This is a genomic window from Pseudomonas sp. B21-041 (assembly GCF_024748675.1).
GTDB classification, from domain to species: domain Bacteria; phylum Pseudomonadota; class Gammaproteobacteria; order Pseudomonadales; family Pseudomonadaceae; genus Aquipseudomonas; species Aquipseudomonas neuropathica.
Genome location: NZ_CP087175.1, coordinates 358,480 through 380,162 on the forward strand (window position 1 = coordinate 358,480; position 21,683 = coordinate 380,162).

Consider the following 21,683-nt stretch of genomic DNA (forward strand, 5'->3'; position numbering starts at 1 on the left):
GGGCGCATTAAAAGGGTTTTTCGGATTTACGTCAACGACTTTTTTAAAATTTCTTAAATTAATTCCGTCGCTTACGATCCGGCCCCCGATTTTGCAGGGTTTACTCAGCAGGCGGAACGTAGCCTTCGGCCTTGGCGTATTCCTCGCCGGAGAAGTACTTGTCCATTTCGCCCTGAAGATATTTGCGGTCTTCGGCGTTCATCATGTTCAGACGCTTTTCGTTGATCAGCAGGGTTTGGTGTTTCTGCCAGTCAGCCCAGGCCTTGGCCGAGACGTGGTCAAAAATATCCTGACCTTTGGCGCCCGGGAAAGGGGCGCGGTCCAGCGCGGGCAATTCTTCTTTGTACTTGCGGCACATTACGGTGCGGGTCATGGCGACTCTCCTGCATTCAAGACGGCGGCCGCGCGTTCGAGCAAGGTTTTGACCGGGGCGGCGAGGCCCAGGCGCGGCGGGGTGGCGAGGTTATACCAGAGCCAGTCGGCCTCGGCCACGTGATGGACGGCCTCCTGCACCTGAACCAGCCAGGGTTCGATGGACAGCTGGAAATGGCTGAACGTGTGAACAAGGCTCGGCAGGGCCTGCTGCTCGCCCATGGTCAGCGAGTGCTGATCGGCGAGATGTTGCAGGTCATCGAGGTCGTCGAGCTCCGGCAGGCTCCACAGACCGCCCCACAAACCGCTTGAGGGGCGACGGTAAAGCAGAATCGCGCCGTCGTCGTTGGCCAGCATCGGCATCAGCGTGCGCTTCTGCGGAATGGTTTTGCGCGGCTTGGGAATCGGGTAGCGGGTTTCGAGGCCGAGCATGTGCGCTTCGCAGCCACGTTCCAGCGGACACAGCAGGCAGCTCGGTTTGCTACGCGTGCACAGCGTGGCGCCGAGATCCATCATCGCCTGGGTGTAGGCGTTGACCCGATCGTGCGGCGTAAAGCGTTCAGCGGTGGCCCACAGTTGTTTGGCGACCTTCGGTTCGCCGGGGTAGCCCTCTTGCGCGGTAAAGCGCGCCAGCACGCGTTTGACGTTGCCGTCGAGGATCGGCGCGCGCAGGCCCATGCTGATGCTGGCAATCGCGCCGGCAGTGGACAGACCAATGCCCGGTAGATCCGTAAGCTTTTCAACGTCACGCGGAAACTCGCCAGCGTACTGGCTGACGACGATCTTCGCGGTCTTCTGCAAATTGCGCGCGCGGGTGTAGTAACCCAGCCCGGTCCACAGGTGCAGCACTTCGTCTTCGGGGGCTTCTGCCAGCGCTTCGACCGTCGGCAGCGCGGCCATGAAACGGTCGAAGTAATTGAGCACGGTGCTGACCTGGGTCTGCTGCAACATGATCTCCGACACCCACACCCGATACGGGTTGATTTTCTGCTGCCAAGGCAGATCGTGGCGGCCGTGGCGGTCGAACCAATCCAGCACCGCCGTGGAAAATTGCTCCGCTCTCATCGCTTGAACAGCCCCTTCAATGCGTTTTTCAATTCCGGGCTGACCTTGTCACCGAGTTTTTCGTCGATTTTTTCACTGAGCTTGTCGCCGGCCAGTTTGGTCGCGACCTGACCGAGGCGATCGTTGTCGACGCGGCAGGCCTTGGCGCCCAGCTCCAGCGGACCACGGCAGCGTAGCGGCCATTCGACACCGACGAATTTCTCGCCTACCTGGCACGCAGGATCCGGTATGGCGCTGGTGTCACCCTCGACGATGATGCCGACGCGATAGTCCATGCCGAGCACGCGCAAGTCGATGTCGCCGTCACCGTTGACGGTCATGCCGGGGATGCGCACTTTCAGGTCCGGGTTGCTGGCAATGCCATTGCGGAAAGTCAGGTTGCCCTTGAGTTCCTGGAATGGCGTGTCTTTACCGCGTGGTTCGCCGCTGAGGGTTTTGCGGTTAAGCGTGGCGATGCCTTTGCACAGTTGCTGTTCAAGATTGGCGTTGAGCAGCACGCCGTTGTTAATCACGAAAATGGCGTTGCCGTTAAGCGTATCGATCAGCGCCTGCTGGCTGTTGCCGCTGCCAGTGATATTGCTGGTGAGGGTCACCAGACCTTTGACCGGCGGGTTCTTGCCTTGGCTTTCGAGGATTTTTTCTACAGGCACGCGATTGAGCTTGGTCTGCAGGTTCAGCACAGGCGCGCTCGGGCGCACATCGAGGGTGCCATTGGCGGCGAAACCGCCGTTGTACAGTTCGCCGCTCAGGTTGGTCAGGGTCAGCAAGCCGCTTTGGCCGGTGGCTTTCAGTGCGGCGTTCTGGATCGGCAACTTGTCGAGGGTCAGTTGGCCAAAAGTCAGGTCGGCGTCGACGTCGAGTTTGGCCAGGCGCTCAACCGGTAGCAGGCGCTCGGTGCTCCAGGCGGTTTTGCTCGGTTTGTCCGGCAGCGGCGTGGAGCCGGCACCGGCCATGGCATCGGCTTCGGTGCTGGCGACTTCGGCCTGACGCACTTGCGTGGCGCTGTTGGCTTGTGCCGATTTCGGCGGCAGGTAGCGGTCAGCGTTGAACGTATCGGCCTTGAGAATTGCCCGCAGCGATTGTTTGGCGAAGTCTTCGACGGCGATGCGGCCGCTGAAGCTGCTGTCGTCGAGTTTCAGATTGATATTGTCGAAGGCAATGCTGGTTGGCGTGGCGGCCACGCGGCTGACCAGTTCGACTTTGCTCAGGCTGCCTTCGGCCATGGCCGGGAGTTTCTGGCCGATGCTGTCGACGAATTTCGCCAGATCGAACTGGGCGATGGAGAGGCCGCCAGAGATCTGCGGAGTCTTGTCGAGGTCGTTGGCTTTCAGTTCACCCAGCGCGCGCAACTGGTTGGCGGAGATCTTGATGCCGGTCCACTCGGCGACGTTCGCCGCTTTGTCCAGCGATAACTGGCCCTGAGCTGCGAAGGTCATGGTCTTGCCTTGCAACGGATCGCCAGCCAGCTCGCCGGACAGCTTCATATCTTCGAACCTGTAGCGCTGCAGCGCGCGCTCGATGCGCAGCTCGCCAGTGAGCTCGGTACGCACGCGCAGGACCGGCTGGTTGGTGCCGAGGAATGCCGTGGCTTTCACCGGAATATTCGTCGAATCGTGTACCGGGCCGGTGCTCAACTGGATGCTCTCGGCGCTGAATTGCTTGCCGGTCAGCTCGTCGTTGTATTCAACGCGGGCGTTGTTGACGGTCAGGCTGTCGATGTCGAGGCGGATCGGCTGTGGCGGTTTTTCCGGTTGGGCAGGCGCTTCTGCAGTGGCTGCGCTGGCAGGTGCCGGGCTGCCGGCAGGTGCGGCGGCTGTCGGCACCTTGCCGATGTCTTCCCAGTTGCCGTGGCCGTTTTTGTCGCGTTTCAGGCGCAGGTTCAGTCCTTCAACGCGGACATCGCTCATTTGCACTTCGCGGCGCAACAGCGGTAGCACGCGCACGGACAGGCCGAGCATCTGCAAATCGGCATACGGTTCAGTCGGATTGATCAGGGTGGCAACGCTGGCCTCGTGCAGTTCCAGGCCGAGCCACGGGAACAGGCTCCAGCCGATGTCGCCATTGAGCGTCAGCTCGATGTGGGCCTTGTCGCGGGCTATCTGGCGAATCTCGTCTTTGTAATCGTTGGGATCGAAGAGGTGGGTCAGGGCAAAACCTGCCGCCACAATGATCAGCAACAATCCGAGAAGTACCAGACCCAGGATTTTGCCGAACGCTTTCATGGGCGAGTCCTTGTAATTAGTCGAATTCGTAATTTAGCCGGGGAGTATAGCGCTGCAATTGCCCGGTTCGGTGTGGCGTCATGTTGCCAGTACCTCCAGCGGGAGGTGTAACTTCGCTGCAATTGCCAAGGCTTCAGGATGCCCGGCAGGCGCCAGCAGACGCAGTTCAGCCCCCGCTTGCGACGCCATTTTCTGCGCTTGGTTCACCAGCCGTTCAGCAACCCCACGGCGACGGGTAACTTTTCGTACGCATAAATGGGACAAGTACCAAACGTCGTGGTGCCTCTGCAGGCGCGCGGCACCGAGCAAGCGGTCGTTGAAACGCCCGGCAATAAAACTTCCCTCGGCGAGAGTGCGGTCGATCAGATTGTTTTCACCGGAAAACGGCGCAAACAGCCAGTCCGGCGCGTCGCGATAAATCTTCCGCAAATCCTCCTGGTCCTGATAATTGGCGGCGTTCAGCGCTTGTACGACGATTGGCATGGCGTTTTCCTGAGTGATACGAGATCAGACGACAGAAAAAAGGTGATATCAGTTTGGTTTTTCTGTCACGTGCAAATGGTAACCTTCGCCCGTTCGTCCGTCCTTCTGCGACTTAACGTCGCGCCTTCAAGGAGCTTCACCCAAAAAACGGTCATGCCTGCGTGCATAAAGGCCGGGGGTGAACAGTGGCTGGCGAACCATACTAATAATTGGGGGATACACAATGAGCACGAGCATCACGGCGGACGGCCTCAAAGCCGATCAGCCCGCGTTCCTATCCAAGGAACGCATCATCGCCAAGCCCGGTTTCAACCGTTGGCTAGTCCCACCGGCCGCTCTGGCCATCCACCTGTGCATCGGCATGGCCTACGGCTTCTCGGTGTTCTGGTTGCCGCTGTCCAAGGCGCTGGGCGTGACTGCTCCGGTGGCTTGCGCACCGGACATGAGCTTCATCGCACAAGTGTTCTCGTCGCAATGTGATTGGCCGATCTCGATGCTCGGCTGGATCTACACGCTGTTCTTCATCTTCCTCGGCTGCTCGGCAGCGATCTGGGGTGGCTGGCTGGAGCACGCAGGTCCGCGCAAGGCCGGTGTGGTATCGGCACTGTGCTGGTGCGGCGGTCTGCTGATCTCCGCGTTGGGTATTTATACCCACCAGATCTGGCTGATGTGGCTCGGCTCTGGCGTGATCGGCGGTATCGGTCTGGGCCTTGGCTATATCTCGCCAGTCTCGACCCTGATCAAGTGGTTCCCGGATAAGCGCGGCATGGCTACCGGCATGGCAATCATGGGCTTCGGTGGCGGCGCGATGGTCGGTGCACCGCTGGCAACCGCGCTGATGAGCCACTTCGCTTCGCCAACCGGTGTCGGCGTCTGGCAGAGCTTCGTCGCCATGGCCGCGATCTACTTCGTGTTCATGATCGGTGGTGCTCTGGCTTACCGTGTCCCGCCAACCGGCTGGAAACCTGAAGGCTGGACCGCTCCGGCGAAGAAAGCCTCGAACTCGATGATCACCCACCGTCACGTGCACGTGAATGTGGCGTGGAAAACCCCGCAATTCCGTCTGGTCTGGCTGGTGCTGTGCCTGAACGTGTCTGCCGGCATCGGCATCCTCGGCATGGCTTCGCCACTGCTGCAGGAAGTGTTCGGCGGCAAACTGCTGGGTGTCGATGTGCCGTTTGGTCAGCTCGACGCCGGGCAACTGGCCTCGATCGCTGCGATTGCTGCCGGTTTCACCGGTCTGCTTAGCCTGTTCAACATCGGTGGCCGCTTCTTCTGGGCTTCGTTCTCGGACTACCTGGGCCGCAAAAACACCTACTTCGTGTTCTTCGCCCTGGGTTTTGCCCTGTACGCGCTGATCCCGAACATGGGCCATTTGGGCAACGTTGCGCTGTTCGTGGCGGCGTTCTGCATCATTCTGTCGATGTACGGCGGCGGTTTTGCCACGGTGCCGGCGTATCTGGCCGACCTGTTCGGTACGCAGATGGTCGGTGCGATCCACGGTCGTCTGCTGACCGCTTGGGCTGCGGCCGGCGTGCTTGGTCCGGTGCTGGTGAACTACCTGCGTGAGTATCAGTTGAGCATCGGCGTTGAACGCGCTGCCGCTTACGACATCACCCTGTACATCCTCGCAGGCCTGCTGGTGCTGGGCTTCCTGTGCAACCTGATGGTGCGTCCGGTGGCCGACAAGTACTTCATGACTGACGCTGAGCTGGCTGCCGAACAGGCGCTGGGCCACGACAAGGGTGCTGATGCCAGCACGGTTCTGGAGTGGAAAGCCGCCCCGGGCAGCAAGCCGCTGGCGATCGCTGCGTGGCTGGTGGTGGGTATTCCGTTGGCGTGGGGGGTGTGGGTGACCCTGCAGAAGACGGCGGTACTGTTTCACTAAGTTCGTTTCTACCTGATCGTTCCCACGCTCTGCGTGGGAATGCCTCCCGTGGCGCTCTGCGTCACATTCGAAGCGGACGCAGAGCGTCCGGGGCTGCACTCCCACGCAGAGCGTGGGAGCGATCATTGCCCTTTATGGCTTGTATGGACATGTCTACCCGCGACAGCCGGGCATTCTATCCGTCAGCCATCTCACCTCTCGTGTTTCTGTTTGCGCCTCGCGTGCCTATAATGGCTGCCTTTTTCGCCCAATGATTTTGCGGAGCTGGTGATGGCCGAACGTAAGGCGTCTGTCGAGCGCGACACTCTGGAAACCCAGATCAAAGCCTCGATCAACCTTGATGGCACCGGAAAGGCCCGATTCGATATCGGTGTTCCTTTTCTTGAGCACATGCTGGATCAGATCGCCCGTCACGGGTTGATCGACCTGGATATTGAATGCAAGGGCGATCTGCATATCGACGACCACCATACGGTGGAAGATGTCGGTATCACCCTCGGCCAGGCGTTTGCCAAAGCCATCGGCGATAAAAAAGGCATCCGTCGCTATGGTCATGCCTATGTACCGCTCGACGAAGCGCTGTCGCGTGTGGTGATCGATTTCTCCGGTCGCCCGGGCCTGCAGATGCACGTGCCGTACACCCGCGCCACCGTGGGCGGCTTCGACGTTGACCTGTTCCAGGAATTCTTCCAGGGCTTCGTCAACCACGCGCTGGTCAGTCTGCACATCGACAACCTGCGTGGCACCAACACCCACCACCAGATCGAAACCGTGTTCAAGGCTTTCGGCCGCGCGCTGCGCATGGCTGTCGAGCTGGATGAGCGCATGGCCGGGCAAATGCCATCGACCAAAGGCGTTCTGTAATGCAGACGGTTGCAGTTATCGATTACGGCATGGGCAATTTGCACTCGGTGGCCAAAGCCCTCGAGCACGTCGGCGCCGGTAAAGTGCTGATCACCAGCGATGCCGCCGTGATTCGCGAAGCTGACCGCGTGGTGTTCCCCGGTGTTGGCGCGATTCGCGACTGCATGGCGGAGATCCGTCGCCTCGGCTTCGATTCACTGGTGCGTGAAGTCAGCCAGGATCGTCCGTTCCTCGGTATCTGTGTCGGCATGCAAGCGTTGCTCGACACCAGTGAAGAGAACGACGGCGTCGACTGCATCGGCCTGTTCCCGGGCGCGGTGAAGTTCTTCGGCAAAGACCTGCATGAAGACGGCGAGCACCTGAAAGTCCCGCACATGGGCTGGAACGAGGTGAAGCAGAAGGTCAGCCACCCGCTGTGGCATGACATTCCGGACATGGCGCGTTTTTACTTCGTGCACAGCTACTACATCGCCGCCGCCAACGCGCGGCAGGTGGTCGGTGGCGGTCACTATGGCGTCGACTTCGCTGCAGCGCTGGCTGACGGCTCGCGCTTCGCCGTGCAGTTCCACCCGGAGAAGAGCCATACCCATGGCCTGCAATTACTGCAGAACTTCGCCGCATGGGATGGTCGCTGGTAAATGGCTGCCAAGAAATCCAAACCGCCGATTCTGACCCTCACTGCCGAGCAGGAGAGCGACGCCAATCGCAAGATTCAGCGGTTCATGGAAGACCGTTTCGAATTGGACCTGGGGTCGTTCGAAGCGGCGGAAATTCTTGAGTTATTTACCCGCGAAATTGCTCCGCACTATTACAACAGGGCGATTTTCGATGTGCAGACCCACCTCAAAGAGCGGTTTGAAAGCATCGAAAGCGACCTGTGGGCGCTCGAGAAAAACTGATTTCCGAGCCAAGCTGAACATTCAAATTTGAAGGTTTGCCAGATGCTGATTATTCCCGCTATCGATCTTAAAGACGGTGCCTGCGTACGTCTGCGCCAGGGCCGCATGGAAGATTCCACGGTGTTCTCCGATGACCCGGTGAGCATGGCTGCCAAGTGGGTGGAGGGCGGTTGCCGCCGTCTGCATCTGGTCGATCTGAATGGCGCGTTCGAAGGCCAGCCAGTCAACGGCGAAGTGGTGACTGCAATTGCCAAGCGCTATCCGACATTGCCGATCCAGATCGGTGGCGGCATCCGTTCGCTGGAAACCATCGAACACTACGTCAAGGCTGGCGTCAGCTACGTGATCATCGGTACCAAAGCCGTTAAAGATCCGGCCTTCGTCGCTGAGGCCTGCCGCGCGTTCCCGGGCAAGATCATCGTCGGTCTGGATGCCAAAGACGGTTTCGTCGCCACCGATGGCTGGGCTGAAATCAGCACCGTGCAGGTCATCGATCTGGCCAAGCAGTTTGAAGCCGACGGCGTCTCCTCGATCGTTTATACCGACATCGCCAAAGACGGCATGATGCAGGGTTGCAACGTGCCGTTCACCGCTGCGCTGGCCGCTGCTACCAAGATCCCGGTGATCGCTTCCGGCGGCATCCACAATCTGGGTGACATCAAGTCGCTGCTCGACGCCAAAGCACCAGGCATCATCGGCGCCATCACCGGCCGGGCGATTTACGAAGGCACCCTCGACGTCGCCGAAGCGCAAGCTTTCTGCGATTCGTACCAAGGCTGAGGACTGACCATGGCGCTGGCCAAACGCATCATCCCTTGCCTGGACGTGGACAACGGCCGGGTCGTCAAAGGTGTGAAGTTCGAAAACATTCGTGACGCCGGTGACCCGGTGGAAATCGCCCGTCGTTATGACGAGCAGGGTGCCGACGAGATTACCTTTCTCGACATCACCGCCAGCGTCGATGGTCGCGACACCACGCTGCATACTGTCGAGCGCATGGCCAGCCAGGTGTTTATCCCGCTGACCGTCGGCGGTGGCGTGCGTACCGTGCAGGACATCCGTAATCTGCTGAATGCCGGCGCGGACAAGGTGTCGATCAACACCGCTGCCGTGTTCAACCCGGAGTTCGTCGGTGAAGCGGCGCAGCATTTCGGCTCGCAGTGCATCGTTGTCGCCATCGACGCGAAGAAAGTCTCCGGCCCGGGCGAAACCCCGCGCTGGGAAATCTTCACCCACGGCGGGCGCAAGCCAACCGGCCTCGACGCGGTCGAGTGGGCGAAGAAAATGGAAGGCCTCGGTGCCGGTGAGATCCTGCTGACCAGCATGGATCAGGACGGCATGAAAAACGGTTTCGACCTCGGCGTGACCCGCGCGATCAGCGATGCGCTGGGCATCCCGGTGATCGCTTCCGGCGGCGTCGGCAATCTGCAGCACTTGGCTGACGGCATTCTCGAGGGCCATGCCAGCGCCGTATTGGCAGCGAGTATTTTCCATTTCGGCGAATACACCGTGCAGGAAGCCAAGGCCTATATGGCGCATCGCGGGATCGTGATGCGTTAGATGGCCATCGGTGCTGTGGCGGACTTCGCGTCGAGCGAGACCCGCCACATGGCTCATTCTGCTATCCGGGATTGCGTAGGGTAAAGCTGATCAGTCCGAACCTCTGAAACACTCAGGTTTCGATCCATCGTGTAACTGCATAGCGTCAATGGCAGCGCCTGAACGGGGGTGTAAAACCCGTCGTCGACTTTGCTGTAGTGCTCAGGATTGATCTCGGAGCAATTGGTTTCTTCTGTCGGGCCCGTGTATATCCGGGTCCAGAGATTGCGATCCGCCTCTTCGCGGTACTTTATAAAAAGATAATCGCCGTCTGGCTCAATGGTGAGTGTCGGCGCGGGTAATTGCATCGGAACGGGAGTTACGACTCTTGCTGCCAGGATTTGGGCGTTTCCAAGAAGTCGGCTATCGGCTTGTTGATCGATTGAGTTCACGCCAATCAAACATAAATAATGCAGTCCGGGTTCTCGGCCAATTTCTGATTGCACTTTTGCGTTGGTTGTACTGATTCGGTCGCTGTAGTGGTCAGGTGAATAACAAGCCTGTGCATCACGAACAGTCTTGAAGCGATAGAACTCGGTACTCATGGAAAAATTGATATCCCATTTTGGCGCTGACTGGTTAGTGTTGTTGGGTGTTTTGTGCAGTCCGATGTCTGTAATGGCTCTTGAGTTTAATCTGAGCTGAAAGTTTGAGTTGGGAGTGAGTGCGCAGTTTTCTGTGTCGAGACGGAATGTTCCATTAACGAAACAAGCAGTCAGATAGTCGACAGGAAAACTTTGGCTAGCCTGATGCGGCAATAGAGATTGTGTATTTTTATCTCCACACAGACCATGCCAGAAACACAAGTCATCCGAAGGAATACCGTAAGTAGTGCCGGATAATATGCCGGTCACTTGTCCCGTTTCAGCATCGATCACCGGAGCGCCCGATGAGCCAGGCTCAATTCCTTTGCAGTTCTGCTTTTGGTAGTCGGTGTGAATGTTCAAATACTTGATCAGGGTTGTGTGGGTCGGCTCTTGTGTGCAGGTGGAAAGCCTCAAGCCGGCTGCAGTGGCTGGCGCGCTTACCAGGTTCACCTGACTGACGTTGCGTGGTGCTGCCGCCGCGAGCTTGAGTGGGGTTATTCCGTCTTTCAGCAGGCTGTCCAGTGAGGTGCCTAACTGCAATATAGCGATATCAGTACTGGCGAAACTGGCCCAATTGACCTTGTCGATGTCATAACGCTTGGCGTCCGCGAGTGTGTCATGGAAAAAATCGAACTGTATCTGACCTTGATAAGCAATGTCAGCGATTGTGCCGACTCTGATGGAAGTGCAGTGCGCATTGGTCATTACGTAAGCTGGCCCGTTTGCTTCTTTGCCTGTTTCGCGAGTGTCTAGCAGGAATGCGCTGCAATAAGGTCTATCGTCTTTGAAAATTTTGCCAATGCCGTTCCAGTGATTAAAGTCGCCACCCGCGTTACTTAGCAGAATTGCTTCCGGCGCTTCGGCTGTGGTGCCTGCACAGGAGATCAATGGAAGTGTGAGTGCTATTGCTGAGCACGCAAAAAATATTCGGGCTTTATTAGTCATGATCAATCCTTGACCGTATTTCAGGAATTAATGGAGTAACTGTATTTCGCTGGTGAGTGTAATTCGTTGTGCTGTTCGGTATGTGCTGGCTAATGTGACTAGTTGTGAGTGCTGTTGTCTGCAAGTCAAACATGTGAGGTCGGTGAAGGTCGCAGAAATCTCTGATTCGGCTGAGAACTGTTCTTTCGCATGCTGTTTTTTTGATACGTCAGCACGTGCTGATGCTTTTTAATCGGGTCAGGATCGAAAACCATACAGGCCAGTGGACAGCATGGCGCACCCAAGGCACTCTTGGGCACGCCATGGATTCCGGTAGCCCGACATGATCAAACGCCTGCTTCTTGTTCTCGCCAGTGCATCGATGTTGCTCATCAACACTGCCCGCGCCGAAAACAGTCCCGACACCGATCTGGTGCTCCTTACCGAAAATTTCCCGCCGTATAACATGGCGAAAAACGGCAAGAACTTCGCCCAAGGCGAGAACATCAATGGCATCGCCACCGACATCGTGCGCGAAGTGTTCCAGCGTGCCGGCATCACTTACAGCCTGACCCTGCGCTTTCCTTGGGAGCGCGTCTACAAACTGGCTCTGGAAAATCCCGGTTATGGCGCCTTCGTGATGGCGCGTCTGCCGGACCGCGAAAAGCTCTTCAAATGGGTCGGCCCGATCGGTCCGGATGACTGGATCATGCTGGCCAAGGCTGACAGCAAGATCACCCTCGAAACCCTCAATGATGCGCGCCAGTACAAAATCGGTGCCTACAAGGGTGATGCGATTGCCGAGACACTGACCAAACAAGGTCTGAAGCCGATAGTCGTGCTGCGCGATCAGGACAACGCGAAGAAACTGGTCAATGGTCAGATCGACCTGTGGGCCACCGGTGATCCTGCCGGGCGTTATCTGGCGCGGCAGGACGGTGTCACCGGTCTCAAGACCGTGCTGCGTTTCAACAGTGCAGAACTGTATCTGGCGCTGAACAAGGACGTCTCCGACGAAGTGGTCGCCAAGCTTCAGGCTGCGCTGGATCAGTTGCGCAAAGAAGGCGTGGTGGACGAAATCATGGGGCGGTATCTATAACGACATCCGGGCCCGATGATGGCTGCTCTTTAGCGTTGGCGCCATCGGTGCCAGATATTGTCGGGGTGTCTGTCGTCAGCGGCGGACACGCGCTGGCGAGCTCGACGAACTCCGGCGGATATTGCGTCAGCAGAACGCTTGAATCATCGGTATAACCAAAGTCGACCGCCACTTGAGTACCGTCTTCCCGTACCAACTCGTAATGGCTTTGCATCTGATAAACCGCGACGGATGTTTGCTTCGGCGCCATGGCAATCACCACTTGAGGTCGTAGCTCGTTCCAACCGTTGGAAGACGTTTCAGTGCGGGTCAAACTTTTTGGCAGGCAGGCCGAGAATTTTGTCATGCGGATATCGCTGAGAGGCACGGTCGGCCAGGCTTTGACGATTTCCATGGCGGTAAAACTATGGAACATACGCATTGTCACCGCGTTCTGCAGACGTGGTGCTGTCCATTTAACGGCCCGATACTTGTCCGATTCATTGCGCTCGTGGCCAATGAGCACATATTCGTCAGTTCTCTTCAGTTCGTAGTAAGGCGAATTGCGAAACTGTTCGCCGGGATGAGCATGATCTCGCACTGCGAACCAAGGCAGGTGGGCAATCTGGGTGACGGTGGCGGGTTCGTTCACTACGGGCTTCGTGTATCCGGTGAGGGTCGGAATTTGCGGCGATGCGCTGACTTGCAGCGGGATTTGCATGCGCAAGCCATACGCCGTCGAAGGTGCTGCCGGCTTGCTGTAGCCCTGGATGCCCACGAAGGTGCCGGGCGCAAAATGGATGTCGCCTGCGGCGGCAGTCGAAGGTTCGATGCCAAAAGCGCTGAAACTGAGCTTGGCACCGCTGCCCTTGTCATTCCAGATCAGATCACCGACGTTCGCCGCTATGACCAGGTCGAGCCTGACGCAGCGCACCGAGTTCAACGAAGGTTTGCAGTGATCGTTGGAGCACACGAGCCCCAGAGCGACGTAACCGACGGGTGCCAGAGGTCGCCAGATCGACATGCGAGTGACACTGGGCGCTCCGGTTTCTTTCCAGACCAGTTCAAAATCGGCAGGGCGGGCCAGTGCCTTTCCTTTAGTGCTTAAGGACCCTTCCATATCTTTCTCGCAGACTACTGCTGCGACCATTTCGCCATTGATATTGGCGTCGCCGGGAAAGAGCACGTCGCCCAGCGGAAAGTAGCCCGGCAATGCATCCGGAGCAGGGGTGGGGCGCCAGAATGTGGCGGGTTTGGCTTTTGAGCCGTTAGTGCTCCAGACCCGGTGAAACTCCGTGGTGAAGTTGATCAGCAGATTGTCCTGCATGATCGGTTCCATGGGTATGGGATGCGCTGCGGTGTTGTCTTCAATAGTCATGATGATTCCTGATAGTTGAAAGCGACGCGAGGGCGTAGCGACCTGTTGCAGGTCGCACTATCGGGAATGGGGACGGTTTCCGGGTGGTAACTATGTATGTGCTAGCGTCACAGGGTATTACCGATAAACCCCGTCTTTACCATGACTGGCCATGGCGCGATTGCTGCGCACGCTGATCATCTGTTTGATATCGATCCAGTCGATTCCCTGGCTCTTCAACTTCGGCAGTTCGCGCTCCAGCACTGCCAGTGTCTGCGGATAGGGATGGCCGATCATCACCGCCGAACCCTGCTTGCGCGCCAGGCTGATCGCGGTCTGCAACTGCGTGTAGATCGCTGCCTCAGTGCGCTCGTCATCAAGAAACACGTCCCGCGAGACACTGGCCAGATCGATCTTCTGCGCCTGTTGCGCCGCCACGGTCTGGGCGCTGGTGCGGCTGTCGACGAAGAACTTGTGCCGACGCTGCAGTTCGCCCATCAACCAGGCCATCGCCACCGGTTGCGCAGTCATGCGGCTGCCCATGTGGTTATTGATGCCGGCAGTGTAGGGGACCATTTTGAACGCGGCGTTGAGGCGTTTTTCCAGCTCTTCGATGGGCAGTTCAGGGTGCCATGCATAGGGACCGGTGGCTGGGTCCATGGGCATGTGCAGGATAACGATCTTGCCGGCGCGATGGGCTTCGCGGGCAAACTCGGTGGCGTGCGGGGTGTCCGGCATGATCGCCGTGGTCACCGGGCCGGGCAGGGCCAGCACGCGGCGATCCCGGGGCAGGTTCTGCCCCAGGTCGTCGATGATCAGTGTCAGATAGGCTTTGTGTGGCTTTGGGCTGGCGGGCTCTGCATGAGCAGCACCCGCCAGACAGCACAACAGAACGAAGAGGAGACGCAAAGACATCCTCAACGGCCGGACGTGATGCTCAGCCCTTTGAGCAGGCTCAGGGCCTGGGCCAATTGGTAATCGTCATCCTGCGGCATCGCCTTGGCCTTGCCGCCGGAACCTGTCGGCTTGTCTGCGCCGCCGTTGCCGTTGCCCAGGTGACCTTGCAGGTCGGCTTCTTTGAAGTAATCGCCATCGGCCTCGTTGGTGATCTTGGCTTTGCGCACTTCGATGTCCGGCACGATGCCCTGTGCCTGAATCGAGCGGCCATTCGGCGTGAAGTACAGCGCGGTGGTAATTTTCAGCGCGCGGTCATTGTTCAGCGGCAGCACGGTTTGCACCGAGCCCTTGCCAAAACTGGTGGTGCCCATGACCACCGCACGTTTCTGATCCTGCAGGGCGCCGGCGACGATTTCCGAAGCCGAGGCACTGCCACCGTTGATCAACACGACCATCGGCACGGCTTCGCTTTCGTCTTTGCCGGTGGCCGAGAAACGCAGTTCGGAATTGGCGATTCGGCCTTTGGTGTAGACGATCAGGCCTTTGGTGATGAAGTGGTCGACCACTTCCACTGCTGCCTGCAACACGCCGCCCGGGTTGTTACGCAGGTCGAGAATGATGCCGTTGAGCTTCTTGCCGTTGTCCTTGCGCAGCTTGGCCAGAGCCTTGGAAACCTCTTCGCCGGTCTTGACCTGGAACTGGGTGATGCGGATGTACGCATAACCGGTTTCCAGCAGCTGCGCCTTGACGCTCTTCACCTGAATCACCGCGCGGGCGAGGGTCACGTCGAACGGCGTGCCGCCGTCGCGTACCAGGGTCAGGGTGATTTTCTGGCCGATCTTGCCGCGCATCTTGTCGACGGCTTCGGTCATGGTCTGGCCGCGCGTTGGCTGGCCGTTGATCTTGACGATGAAGTCGCCGGCCTGAATGCCGGCCTTCGACGCCGGGGTGTCATCGATTGGCGAGACGACTTTGATGAAACCGTCTTCGGCGCCGACTTCGATGCCCAGACCACCGAACTCACCGCTGGTGCTTTCCTGCAGTTCGGTGAAATCTTCAGGGCCGAGGTACGCCGAGTGCGGATCAAGGTTGCTGAGCATGCCCTTGATCGCGTTTTCCAGCAGGGTCTTATCGTCCACCGGCTCGACGTAAGCGGCTTTGATCCGGTCCATGACCTCGGCAAAGGTGCGCAATTCTTCCAGCGGCAACGGAGCCTTGGAAGTCGCGGCAGTGCCTGCCGGAGCGACGGCCGGGGCCGGTTGAGCGGCGAACGCCAGAGGCGCGCCGATCACCAGGGCGATCGTCAGGGCCAGCGAGGTAAGGCGGGACAAATGCAGCATGTCGAACGAACTCCTGAATTAGGCGGCACGCTTATCCTTGCGCGCGGCACCATTGTGCTGGATCACTCGGGTGACCCTGCTGACGAATTGCGAAATACAGCGCTGATGTGTCCTGGCCGCCACTGTTACCGACAGTGGAGATGGACTCACCGGCTTTAACCACGTCACCGGCCGACTTGAGCAGTGTCTGGTTGTGACCGTAAAGACTCAGAAAACCGTTGCCGTGATCGAGGATCACCAGCAGCCCGGCGCCGCGCAGCCAGTCGGCGAACACCACGCGACCACCGTGTACGGCATGCACCTGGCTGCCGGCGGAGGCGCTGATCATTACGCCGTCCCACTTGGTGCGGGCGTCGTCGCCACGGGATTCGCCGAAGCGTGCCAACAATCGACCATCAACCGGCCACGGAAGTTTTCCCCGGGTTGCAGCAAAAGGGCCACCGAAGGTTTCGCCGCTGCTGGAGACCAGCGCGCCTGGAGTGGATCTGGCGGGTTTTCGTGGGGCGTCACTGTTTTCAGCCTGCGCCTCACGCAATCGCTTTTTTTCCGCTTCCTGCTGGGCGATCAGCGCTTTCTGCCGCGCTTCTTCTGCCTCACGGGCCTGGCGGGCCAGGGTTTCTTCAATGGTTTTAAGGACTTTAGACAGGTCTGCCTGATCTTGCTCGCGAGCGGCGAGTTTCTGGTCGCGGGCCTTCACGTCATCGTTAAGCTTGGCGAGCACTTGCTGGCGTTCCTTGCGGACATTTTCCAGTTCGTCGCGCTGGGTATCGAGGCTGCTTTTCTGTACCAGCAATTGCGCCTGTTGGGCGGCAATGTCTTTTTCGACATTGGCCAGTTGGCGCAGGGTTTCGTTGAAGTTCTTCAGCTGTTCCAGGCGGGCCTGGCTCAGGTAATCGTAATAGGTGAGGGTGCGGGCGAATTTCTCGGGATTCTGCTGGTTGAGCAGCAGCTTGAGGTATTCCTGCCGACCGTTCTGATAGGCCGCGCGGGCCTGAATGGCGATCAGTCGCTGCTGTTCAGTGCGCGCGCTCTGGAGTTTTTTTTTCTCTGCATCGAGTCGCTGCAGCTCGGATTCGCTTTTCTGCAGTTCTTTCTGCAGCGCGTCGACCTGCTTCTGCAGCTTGCCCAGCTCGGTTTCAGTGCCCTTGAGCTCTTTCTGCACGCCGGACTTTTCTTCCTGGACTTTGCTCAGCAGCTTTTTCAGCTCGGCAATGTCCTGACGCGTGGCGTCCAACTGTTGTTGGGTTTGCGTGCGCTCGTCAGCGAAAGCCGGTTGGAGCAGGCATGTCAGAGCAAGGGCGATCAGGACGCGAAGCATAGGGGCGGGCGGCACCAGGGTAAGGGACGGCCTAGTATGCCCGCCCGAGGCTGCAAAAAAAACGCCCAATTGGGGCTGTGTGATAACTGGACCAAGCAATACACCGAATTCCATTTCGAAAACTCCATAAACCACTGTGGGAGCTGGCTTGCCAGCGATGGCGTCTGCACATTCAACATAGATGTTGGCTGTCAGATTGCTATCGCTGGCAAGCCAGCTCCCACAGGGTTTTGTGGTGGTTGATCGGACGGATTACACCAGGATAGACGTGCCGGTCATTTCCGCCGGTTTTTCCAGGCCCAGCAGCTTCAGCATGGTTGGTGCCACGTCCGCCAGCACGCCGCCTTCACGGACCTTGAGGTCGCGCTTGCCGACATAAATGAACGGTACCGGCTCGGTGGTGTGCGCGGTGTGCGCCTGGCCGGTGGATTCATCGGCCATTTGCTCGACGTTGCCGTGGTCAGCGGTGATCAGCGCTTCGCCGCCAACCTTCTCCAGCGCTTCGACAATGCGCCCGACGCAGGTATCAAGGCATTCCACAGCCTTCACGGCCGCGTCGAACACACCGCTATGACCAACCATGTCGCCGTTGGCGTAGTTGACCACGATCACGTCATAGCGCTGGTTTTCGATGGCTTCGACGATACGGTCGGTGACTTCCGGTGCGCTCATTTCCGGCTGCAAGTCGTAGGTGGCGACTTTCGGCGACGGGATCAGGATGCGCTCTTCGCCCGGGAACGGTTCTTCACGACCGCCGGAGAAGAAGAAGGTCACGTGGGCGTATTTTTCGGTTTCAGCGATGCGCAGCTGGGTTTTGCCGTTTTTCGCCAGATAGTCGCCAAGGACGTTTTCCAGGCTGCCCGGGGCGAACGCCGAGGGTGCAGGGATGCTCGCTGCGTATTGGGTCAACATCACAAAACCGGCCAGTTTCGGCTGGCGCGCGCGTTCGAAATCCTTGAAGTCGTCTTCGACGAACACGCGAGTCAGCTCGCGGGCGCGGTCGGCGCGGAAGTTCATGAACACCACGGCGTCGCCGTCTTCGACTTTCACCGGCTCACCGATGGTCGTGGCTTTGACGAATTCGTCGCTCTCGCCGCGAGCGTAAGCAGCCTCCAGACCTTCCTGCGCAGTGGCGGCGTGGAATTCGCTGTTGCCGTCGACGATCAGGTTGTAGGCCTGAGCCACACGGTCCCAGCGGTTGTCACGGTCCATGGCGAAGTAGCGGCCGATGATGCTGGCGATACGGCCCTTGCCCAGTGCCTGGAAGGTCGCATCGAGTAGTTCGATGGACGACGCAGCGCTTTTCGGTGGGGTGTCGCGGCCGTCAAGGAAAGCGTGCAGGTAGATTTTTTCGGCGCCGCGCTTGAAGGCCAGTTCGGCCATGGCGATCAGGTGATCCTGGTGGCTGTGCACGCCGCCATCGGAGAGCAGGCCCATGAAGTGCACGGCTTTGCCGGCGGCCACGGCTTTGTCCACAGCGGCGCAGATGGTCGGGTTCTCGAAGAACTCGCCGTCGCGGATCGCTTTGGTCACGCGGGTAAAGTCCTGATACACCACGCGGCCGGCGCCAAGGTTCATGTGGCCGACTTCGGAGTTGCCCATCTGGCCGTCCGGCAGGCCGACGTCCATGCCGCTGCCCGAAATCAAGCCGTTGGGCACAGTGGCCCACAGGCGATCCAGAACAGGCTTCTTCGCCGCAAAAACGGCGTTGGATTCGGGGCTGTCGCTGTGACCGAAGCCGTCGAGAATCATCAGGACCAAAGGTTTAGGCGTGGTAGTCATGGAATCCACTCGTGGCTAATAAAGAAGAGGGCGATGGAAAAGGGAGTTGGAGTTTAAAGCTAAGTTCCGACCGCGTCACCGCCGGACGGGGTTTGGCCGACCATAGTGGCTGTGTATACTGGCCGACATTTTAACGCCCTGGAACCTCCTTCGATGGTTGCTCACCTGATTGAATTTGCCACTAACCACTACATTCTTGTCGGTATCTTCGTCGTACTGCTGGCTCTGCTGCTGGCGCACACGATGCAGGGCGGCGGTAAAAGCCTGAGCACCGGCGAACTGACCGCGTTGGTCAACAAAGACGCAGGCGTGGTGGTGGACATCCGTCCGGCCAAGGATTTTGCTGCCGGCCACATCGTTGGCGCGGTGAACATTCCCCAGGACAAACTGGCTGCGCGTATCGGCGAGCTGGAAAAACACAAGGCCAAGACCATCATTCTGGTCGACGCGCTGGGCCAGACCGCTGGCACCCACGCCCGCGAGCTGATGAAATCCGGCTTCACCGCCGCCAAGCTGTCCGGCGGTATTTCCAGCTGGAAAGGCGACAACCTGCCGTTGGTGAAGTGATATGAGCGAAGTCATCGTCTACTCCAGCGATTACTGCCCTTATTGCTCGCGAGCCAAATACCTGCTCGAGAACAAAGGCGTGGCCTTCAAAGAGATCAAGGTCGATGGCAAGCCGCAAGTGCGTGCTGAAATGACCCAGAAAGCCGGACGTACGTCCGTGCCGCAGATCTGGATCGGCAGCAAGCACATCGGCGGTTGTGACGATTTGTATGCCCTGGAGCGCGCCGGCAAGCTCGACGCGCTGCTCAAGGCCTGAACGGCTGCACCCACGTACAGCACTCCCTAAAAGACCCAAGATCGATAAGGATCTGAGATGACTGACCAACAGAACACTGCAGCCAGCGAAGAAGAAACCGCACCGCAATTCTCCTTGCAGCGCATCTACGTACGCGACCTGTCCTTCGAAGCCCCGAAAAGCCCGGCGATCTTCCGCCAGCAGTGGGATCCGGCGGTCGCTCTGGATCTGAACACTCGTCAGAAAGCGCTGGAAGGTGATTTTTACGAAGTCGTGCTGACCCTGTCCGTCACCGTGAAAAACGGTGAAGAAGTCGCCTTCATCGCTGAAGTGCAACAGGCCGGTATCTTCCTGATCAAGAACCTGGACGCGGCTTCGATGAGCCACACCCTGGGTGCGTTCTGCCCGAACATCCTGTTCCCGTACGCGCGCGAAACCTTGGACAGCCTGGTGACCCGTGGTTCGTTCCCGGCCCTGATGCTGGCCCCGGTGAACTTCGATGCTCTGTACGCGCAAGAGCTGCAGCGCATGCAGGAAAGCGGCGAGACGCCAACCGTTCAGTAAGACGGTCTGGGCTACAAAGAAAAAAGCGCCGTAACAGGCGCTTTTTTCTTGGCTGATCGTTCCTACGCTCCGCGTGGGAATGCCTCTGGGGACGCTCCGCGTCCAGTGACGCGGAGCGTCACGGGCTGCATTCCCACGCAGAGCGTGGGAACGATCAGGTGTGGTGTTACTTGAAGTCGTTCTGGCGCCAGGCTTCGTACACGGCCACCGCCACGGTGTTGGACAGGTTCAGGCTGCGGCAGCCTTCGCGCATCGGCAGGCGCAGGCGCTGTTCCGGCGGCAGCGCGTCGAGCACTTCCGGCGGCAGGCCACGGCTTTCCGGGCCGAAGATGAACGCATCGCCAGGAACAAACGCGGCATCATGAAACGGTCGCGAACCCTTGGTGGTGAACGCAAACCGTCTTGGGTTGCCCAGGCTTTCCAGGCAACTGGCCAGGTCCGCGTGACGTTGCAGCGTGGCATATTCGTGGTAATCGAGACCGGCACGGCGCAGGCGCTTGTCGTCCATCTCGAAGCCCAGCGGTTCGATCAAATGCAGGTGGCAGCCGCTGTTGGCGCACAGCCTGATAACGTTGCCGGTATTCGGCGGAATTTCTGGTTGAAAAAGGATGACGTGAAACATGCACGGCTCCGAAGGTAAAGATGAGCGGCATTCTACGCCGCCTGTGGACAACCGTTCGAAACTATTGCCGCGAGTCATCGGTTCGCTGGCAATTGTCGGCTTGATGATCGGCTTGATGATCGGCCGCCTGACCACGCCGGATCCGACGGTGTTGCAGCAGGTCGAGGTGACGGATCAAGGGTTGGTGGTGTGGTTCAACAACGAGCCCAAGCTGCACGGCGAAATCATCGATGGCACGGTGGCGCTGCTGTTTCAGGCTGAGGGCCCGGCGCAGAAGGGCCAGCTCAAGCTCAATGGCAAAGATGTGAACTGGCGGACGCGAGCGAGTGACGGAGGGTTGTTGCTGACGGTGCTGGCGGCGCGGCCGCTGCAGGGCGATTGGGTCGGCAGTGAGGTCGATGACCGCTGGCGGCTGGAAATCCATCTCCGCGAGTAATAAAAGCGGGAATCCCTGACCTGCCTGTATCAGGGTTCCCAAAAGGATGGACTTCGCTGCTAGCGTCGGTCCGGTGTAAAGAGGGAACCCCCGGCCTGCCTGTACCAAGGATCCCAAAAGGGTGGGCTCGTCGCGTTGCGGTATGAGCCCGGTGTAAAGAGGGGAATCCCCGGCCTGCCTGTACCAAGGTCCCCGAAACGGGTGGTGAATCGAATCACCTGTAAGAGGTATTGCAGGGGGCGTGCCAGGTTTTCATTTGCTGAAACAAAAAAGCTGATCAGAAATACGAAAGCCCCGGAACTCGGGGCTTTTGTGTACTTGGATAATGGTTTTGTCGGTGTTTTCAGAATGAAGGATGCAGATGCGGCTGTGCGCGATCGCGGGTCATTGTGCATTGATGCGGTGCACGGCTGCCCCTCACCCTAGCCCTCTCCCAGAGGGAGAGGGGACTTAGCGAGTTGCCCGGTCAAAATAAACCGACCTGAAATACCGAGCCGAACTCAGATTTTGAACATCACATAAATCGGCTCCCTTCCCCCTCTACCCCTTGGGGGAGAGGGCTGGGGTGAGGGGGATGGATCCTG

The 21,683-nt window shown here is 58.8% G+C and carries 22 protein-coding genes; 11 read left to right on the plus strand and 11 right to left on the minus strand.

From position 1 onward, the window contains the following. Positions 1-100 precede the first annotated feature (100 nt). The 4 genes from LOY43_RS01570 to LOY43_RS01585 form a co-directional block, all read right to left on the minus strand. The gene (locus LOY43_RS01570) at positions 101-373 is read right to left on the minus strand and encodes an oxidative damage protection protein (protein WP_016986336.1); all 273 of its coding nucleotides are present in this window, start codon (positions 371-373) and stop codon (positions 101-103) included. Beyond that, positions 370-1,437, minus strand: coding sequence for an A/G-specific adenine glycosylase (gene mutY, locus LOY43_RS01575; protein WP_258709105.1), 1,068 nt, complete (start codon positions 1,435-1,437; stop codon positions 370-372). Before mutY ends, LOY43_RS01570 begins: the two co-directional genes overlap by 4 nt. After that, the gene (locus LOY43_RS01580; protein WP_258709106.1) at positions 1,434-3,659 is read right to left on the minus strand and encodes an AsmA family protein; all 2,226 of its coding nucleotides are present in this window, start codon (positions 3,657-3,659) and stop codon (positions 1,434-1,436) included. Before LOY43_RS01580 ends, mutY begins: the two co-directional genes overlap by 4 nt. Positions 3,660-3,737: 78 nt before the next feature. Further along, positions 3,738-4,142 (minus strand): acetyl-CoA sensor PanZ family protein, encoded by a 405-nt coding sequence (locus tag LOY43_RS01585; protein WP_093430030.1) that lies wholly within the window; start codon positions 4,140-4,142, stop codon positions 3,738-3,740. Positions 4,143-4,365: 223 nt separating this feature from the next. Between LOY43_RS01585 and LOY43_RS01590 the strand changes: the two genes are divergently transcribed. From LOY43_RS01590 to hisF, 6 genes are all read left to right on the plus strand, one after another. Continuing rightward, entirely contained in the window at positions 4,366-6,030 is a 1,665-nt protein-coding gene (locus LOY43_RS01590) for an OFA family MFS transporter (RefSeq protein ID WP_250602785.1), read from the plus strand. A gap of 270 nt (positions 6,031-6,300) precedes the next feature. Continuing rightward, on the plus strand, positions 6,301-6,894 hold the full coding sequence (hisB, locus tag LOY43_RS01595; protein ID WP_007909204.1) for an imidazoleglycerol-phosphate dehydratase HisB: 594 nt from the start codon (positions 6,301-6,303) through the stop codon (positions 6,892-6,894). Continuing rightward, complete coding sequence (gene hisH, locus LOY43_RS01600; RefSeq protein ID WP_007909206.1) at positions 6,894-7,532, plus strand: imidazole glycerol phosphate synthase subunit HisH; 639 nt, start codon at positions 6,894-6,896, stop codon at positions 7,530-7,532. The genes hisB and hisH overlap by 1 nt, the downstream gene beginning before the upstream one ends. After that, complete coding sequence (locus LOY43_RS01605) at positions 7,533-7,793, plus strand: DUF2164 domain-containing protein (protein ID WP_064117035.1); 261 nt, start codon at positions 7,533-7,535, stop codon at positions 7,791-7,793. It abuts the gene before it with no gap. A gap of 42 nt (positions 7,794-7,835) precedes the next feature. Beyond that, on the plus strand, positions 7,836-8,573 hold the full coding sequence (gene hisA, locus LOY43_RS01610; RefSeq protein WP_003220753.1) for a 1-(5-phosphoribosyl)-5-[(5-phosphoribosylamino)methylideneamino]imidazole-4-carboxamide isomerase: 738 nt from the start codon (positions 7,836-7,838) through the stop codon (positions 8,571-8,573). A 9-nt stretch (positions 8,574-8,582) separates the two neighbouring features. Continuing rightward, positions 8,583-9,353 (plus strand): imidazole glycerol phosphate synthase subunit HisF, encoded by a 771-nt coding sequence (gene hisF / locus LOY43_RS01615; protein WP_007897430.1) that lies wholly within the window; start codon positions 8,583-8,585, stop codon positions 9,351-9,353. A gap of 53 nt (positions 9,354-9,406) precedes the next feature. On the opposite strand, the gene LOY43_RS01620 is transcribed toward hisF, so the two are convergent. Then, entirely contained in the window at positions 9,407-10,924 is a 1,518-nt protein-coding gene (locus LOY43_RS01620) for a serine protease (RefSeq protein WP_258709107.1), read from the minus strand. Between the two features lie 322 nt (positions 10,925-11,246). Between LOY43_RS01620 and LOY43_RS01625 the strand changes: the two genes are divergently transcribed. Next, positions 11,247-12,002, plus strand: coding sequence for an ABC transporter substrate-binding protein (locus LOY43_RS01625; protein ID WP_095047162.1), 756 nt, complete (start codon positions 11,247-11,249; stop codon positions 12,000-12,002). On the opposite strand, the gene LOY43_RS01630 is transcribed toward LOY43_RS01625, so the two are convergent. The 5 genes from LOY43_RS01630 to gpmI all read right to left on the minus strand — a co-directional run bounded on the left by LOY43_RS01630 (position 11,983) and on the right by gpmI (position 18,675). After that, on the minus strand, positions 11,983-13,359 hold the full coding sequence (locus LOY43_RS01630; protein WP_095125300.1) for a Vps62-related protein: 1,377 nt from the start codon (positions 13,357-13,359) through the stop codon (positions 11,983-11,985). The two genes, LOY43_RS01625 and LOY43_RS01630, sit on opposite strands and share 20 nt — an antisense overlap. A gap of 117 nt (positions 13,360-13,476) precedes the next feature. After that, positions 13,477-14,253 (minus strand): divergent polysaccharide deacetylase family protein, encoded by a 777-nt coding sequence (locus tag LOY43_RS01635; protein WP_095047164.1) that lies wholly within the window; start codon positions 14,251-14,253, stop codon positions 13,477-13,479. 2 nt (positions 14,254-14,255) lie between these two features. After that, positions 14,256-15,575, minus strand: a complete 1,320-nt coding sequence (locus LOY43_RS01640) for a S41 family peptidase (RefSeq protein ID WP_095047165.1) — start codon at positions 15,573-15,575, stop codon at positions 14,256-14,258. A gap of 31 nt (positions 15,576-15,606) precedes the next feature. Continuing rightward, positions 15,607-16,893 carry a murein hydrolase activator EnvC gene (locus tag LOY43_RS01645; RefSeq protein WP_095047166.1) on the minus strand — a complete coding sequence of 429 codons (1,287 nt, stop codon included), beginning with the start codon at positions 16,891-16,893 and terminating at the stop codon, positions 15,607-15,609. Positions 16,894-17,145: 252 nt separating this feature from the next. After that, positions 17,146-18,675, minus strand: a complete 1,530-nt coding sequence (gene gpmI / locus LOY43_RS01650) for a 2,3-bisphosphoglycerate-independent phosphoglycerate mutase (protein ID WP_095047167.1) — start codon at positions 18,673-18,675, stop codon at positions 17,146-17,148. Between the two features lie 153 nt (positions 18,676-18,828). On the opposite strand from gpmI, the gene LOY43_RS01655 reads away from it, so the two are divergent. From LOY43_RS01655 to secB, 3 genes are read left to right on the plus strand one after another with little or no spacing between them, the layout of a single operon-like run. After that, the gene (locus tag LOY43_RS01655; RefSeq protein ID WP_083367280.1) at positions 18,829-19,242 is read left to right on the plus strand and encodes a rhodanese-like domain-containing protein; all 414 of its coding nucleotides are present in this window, start codon (positions 18,829-18,831) and stop codon (positions 19,240-19,242) included. A gap of 1 nt (position 19,243) precedes the next feature. Then, positions 19,244-19,498, plus strand: a complete 255-nt coding sequence (gene grxC / locus LOY43_RS01660) for a glutaredoxin 3 (protein ID WP_038359971.1) — start codon at positions 19,244-19,246, stop codon at positions 19,496-19,498. 57 nt (positions 19,499-19,555) lie between these two features. Beyond that, positions 19,556-20,041 (plus strand): protein-export chaperone SecB, encoded by a 486-nt coding sequence (gene secB / locus LOY43_RS01665; RefSeq protein WP_007909233.1) that lies wholly within the window; start codon positions 19,556-19,558, stop codon positions 20,039-20,041. 166 nt (positions 20,042-20,207) lie between these two features. Here secB and LOY43_RS01670 read toward each other — a convergent pair whose 3' ends face one another. Next, entirely contained in the window at positions 20,208-20,663 is a 456-nt protein-coding gene (locus LOY43_RS01670) for a tRNA (cytidine(34)-2'-O)-methyltransferase (protein WP_258709108.1), read from the minus strand. Between LOY43_RS01670 and LOY43_RS01675 the strand changes: the two genes are divergently transcribed. After that, a complete protein-coding gene (locus LOY43_RS01675; RefSeq protein ID WP_095047168.1) occupies positions 20,662-21,099 on the plus strand; it encodes a hypothetical protein in 438 nt (145 codons plus the stop codon). The two genes, LOY43_RS01670 and LOY43_RS01675, sit on opposite strands and share 2 nt — an antisense overlap. Positions 21,100-21,683: the final 584 nt, after the last annotated feature.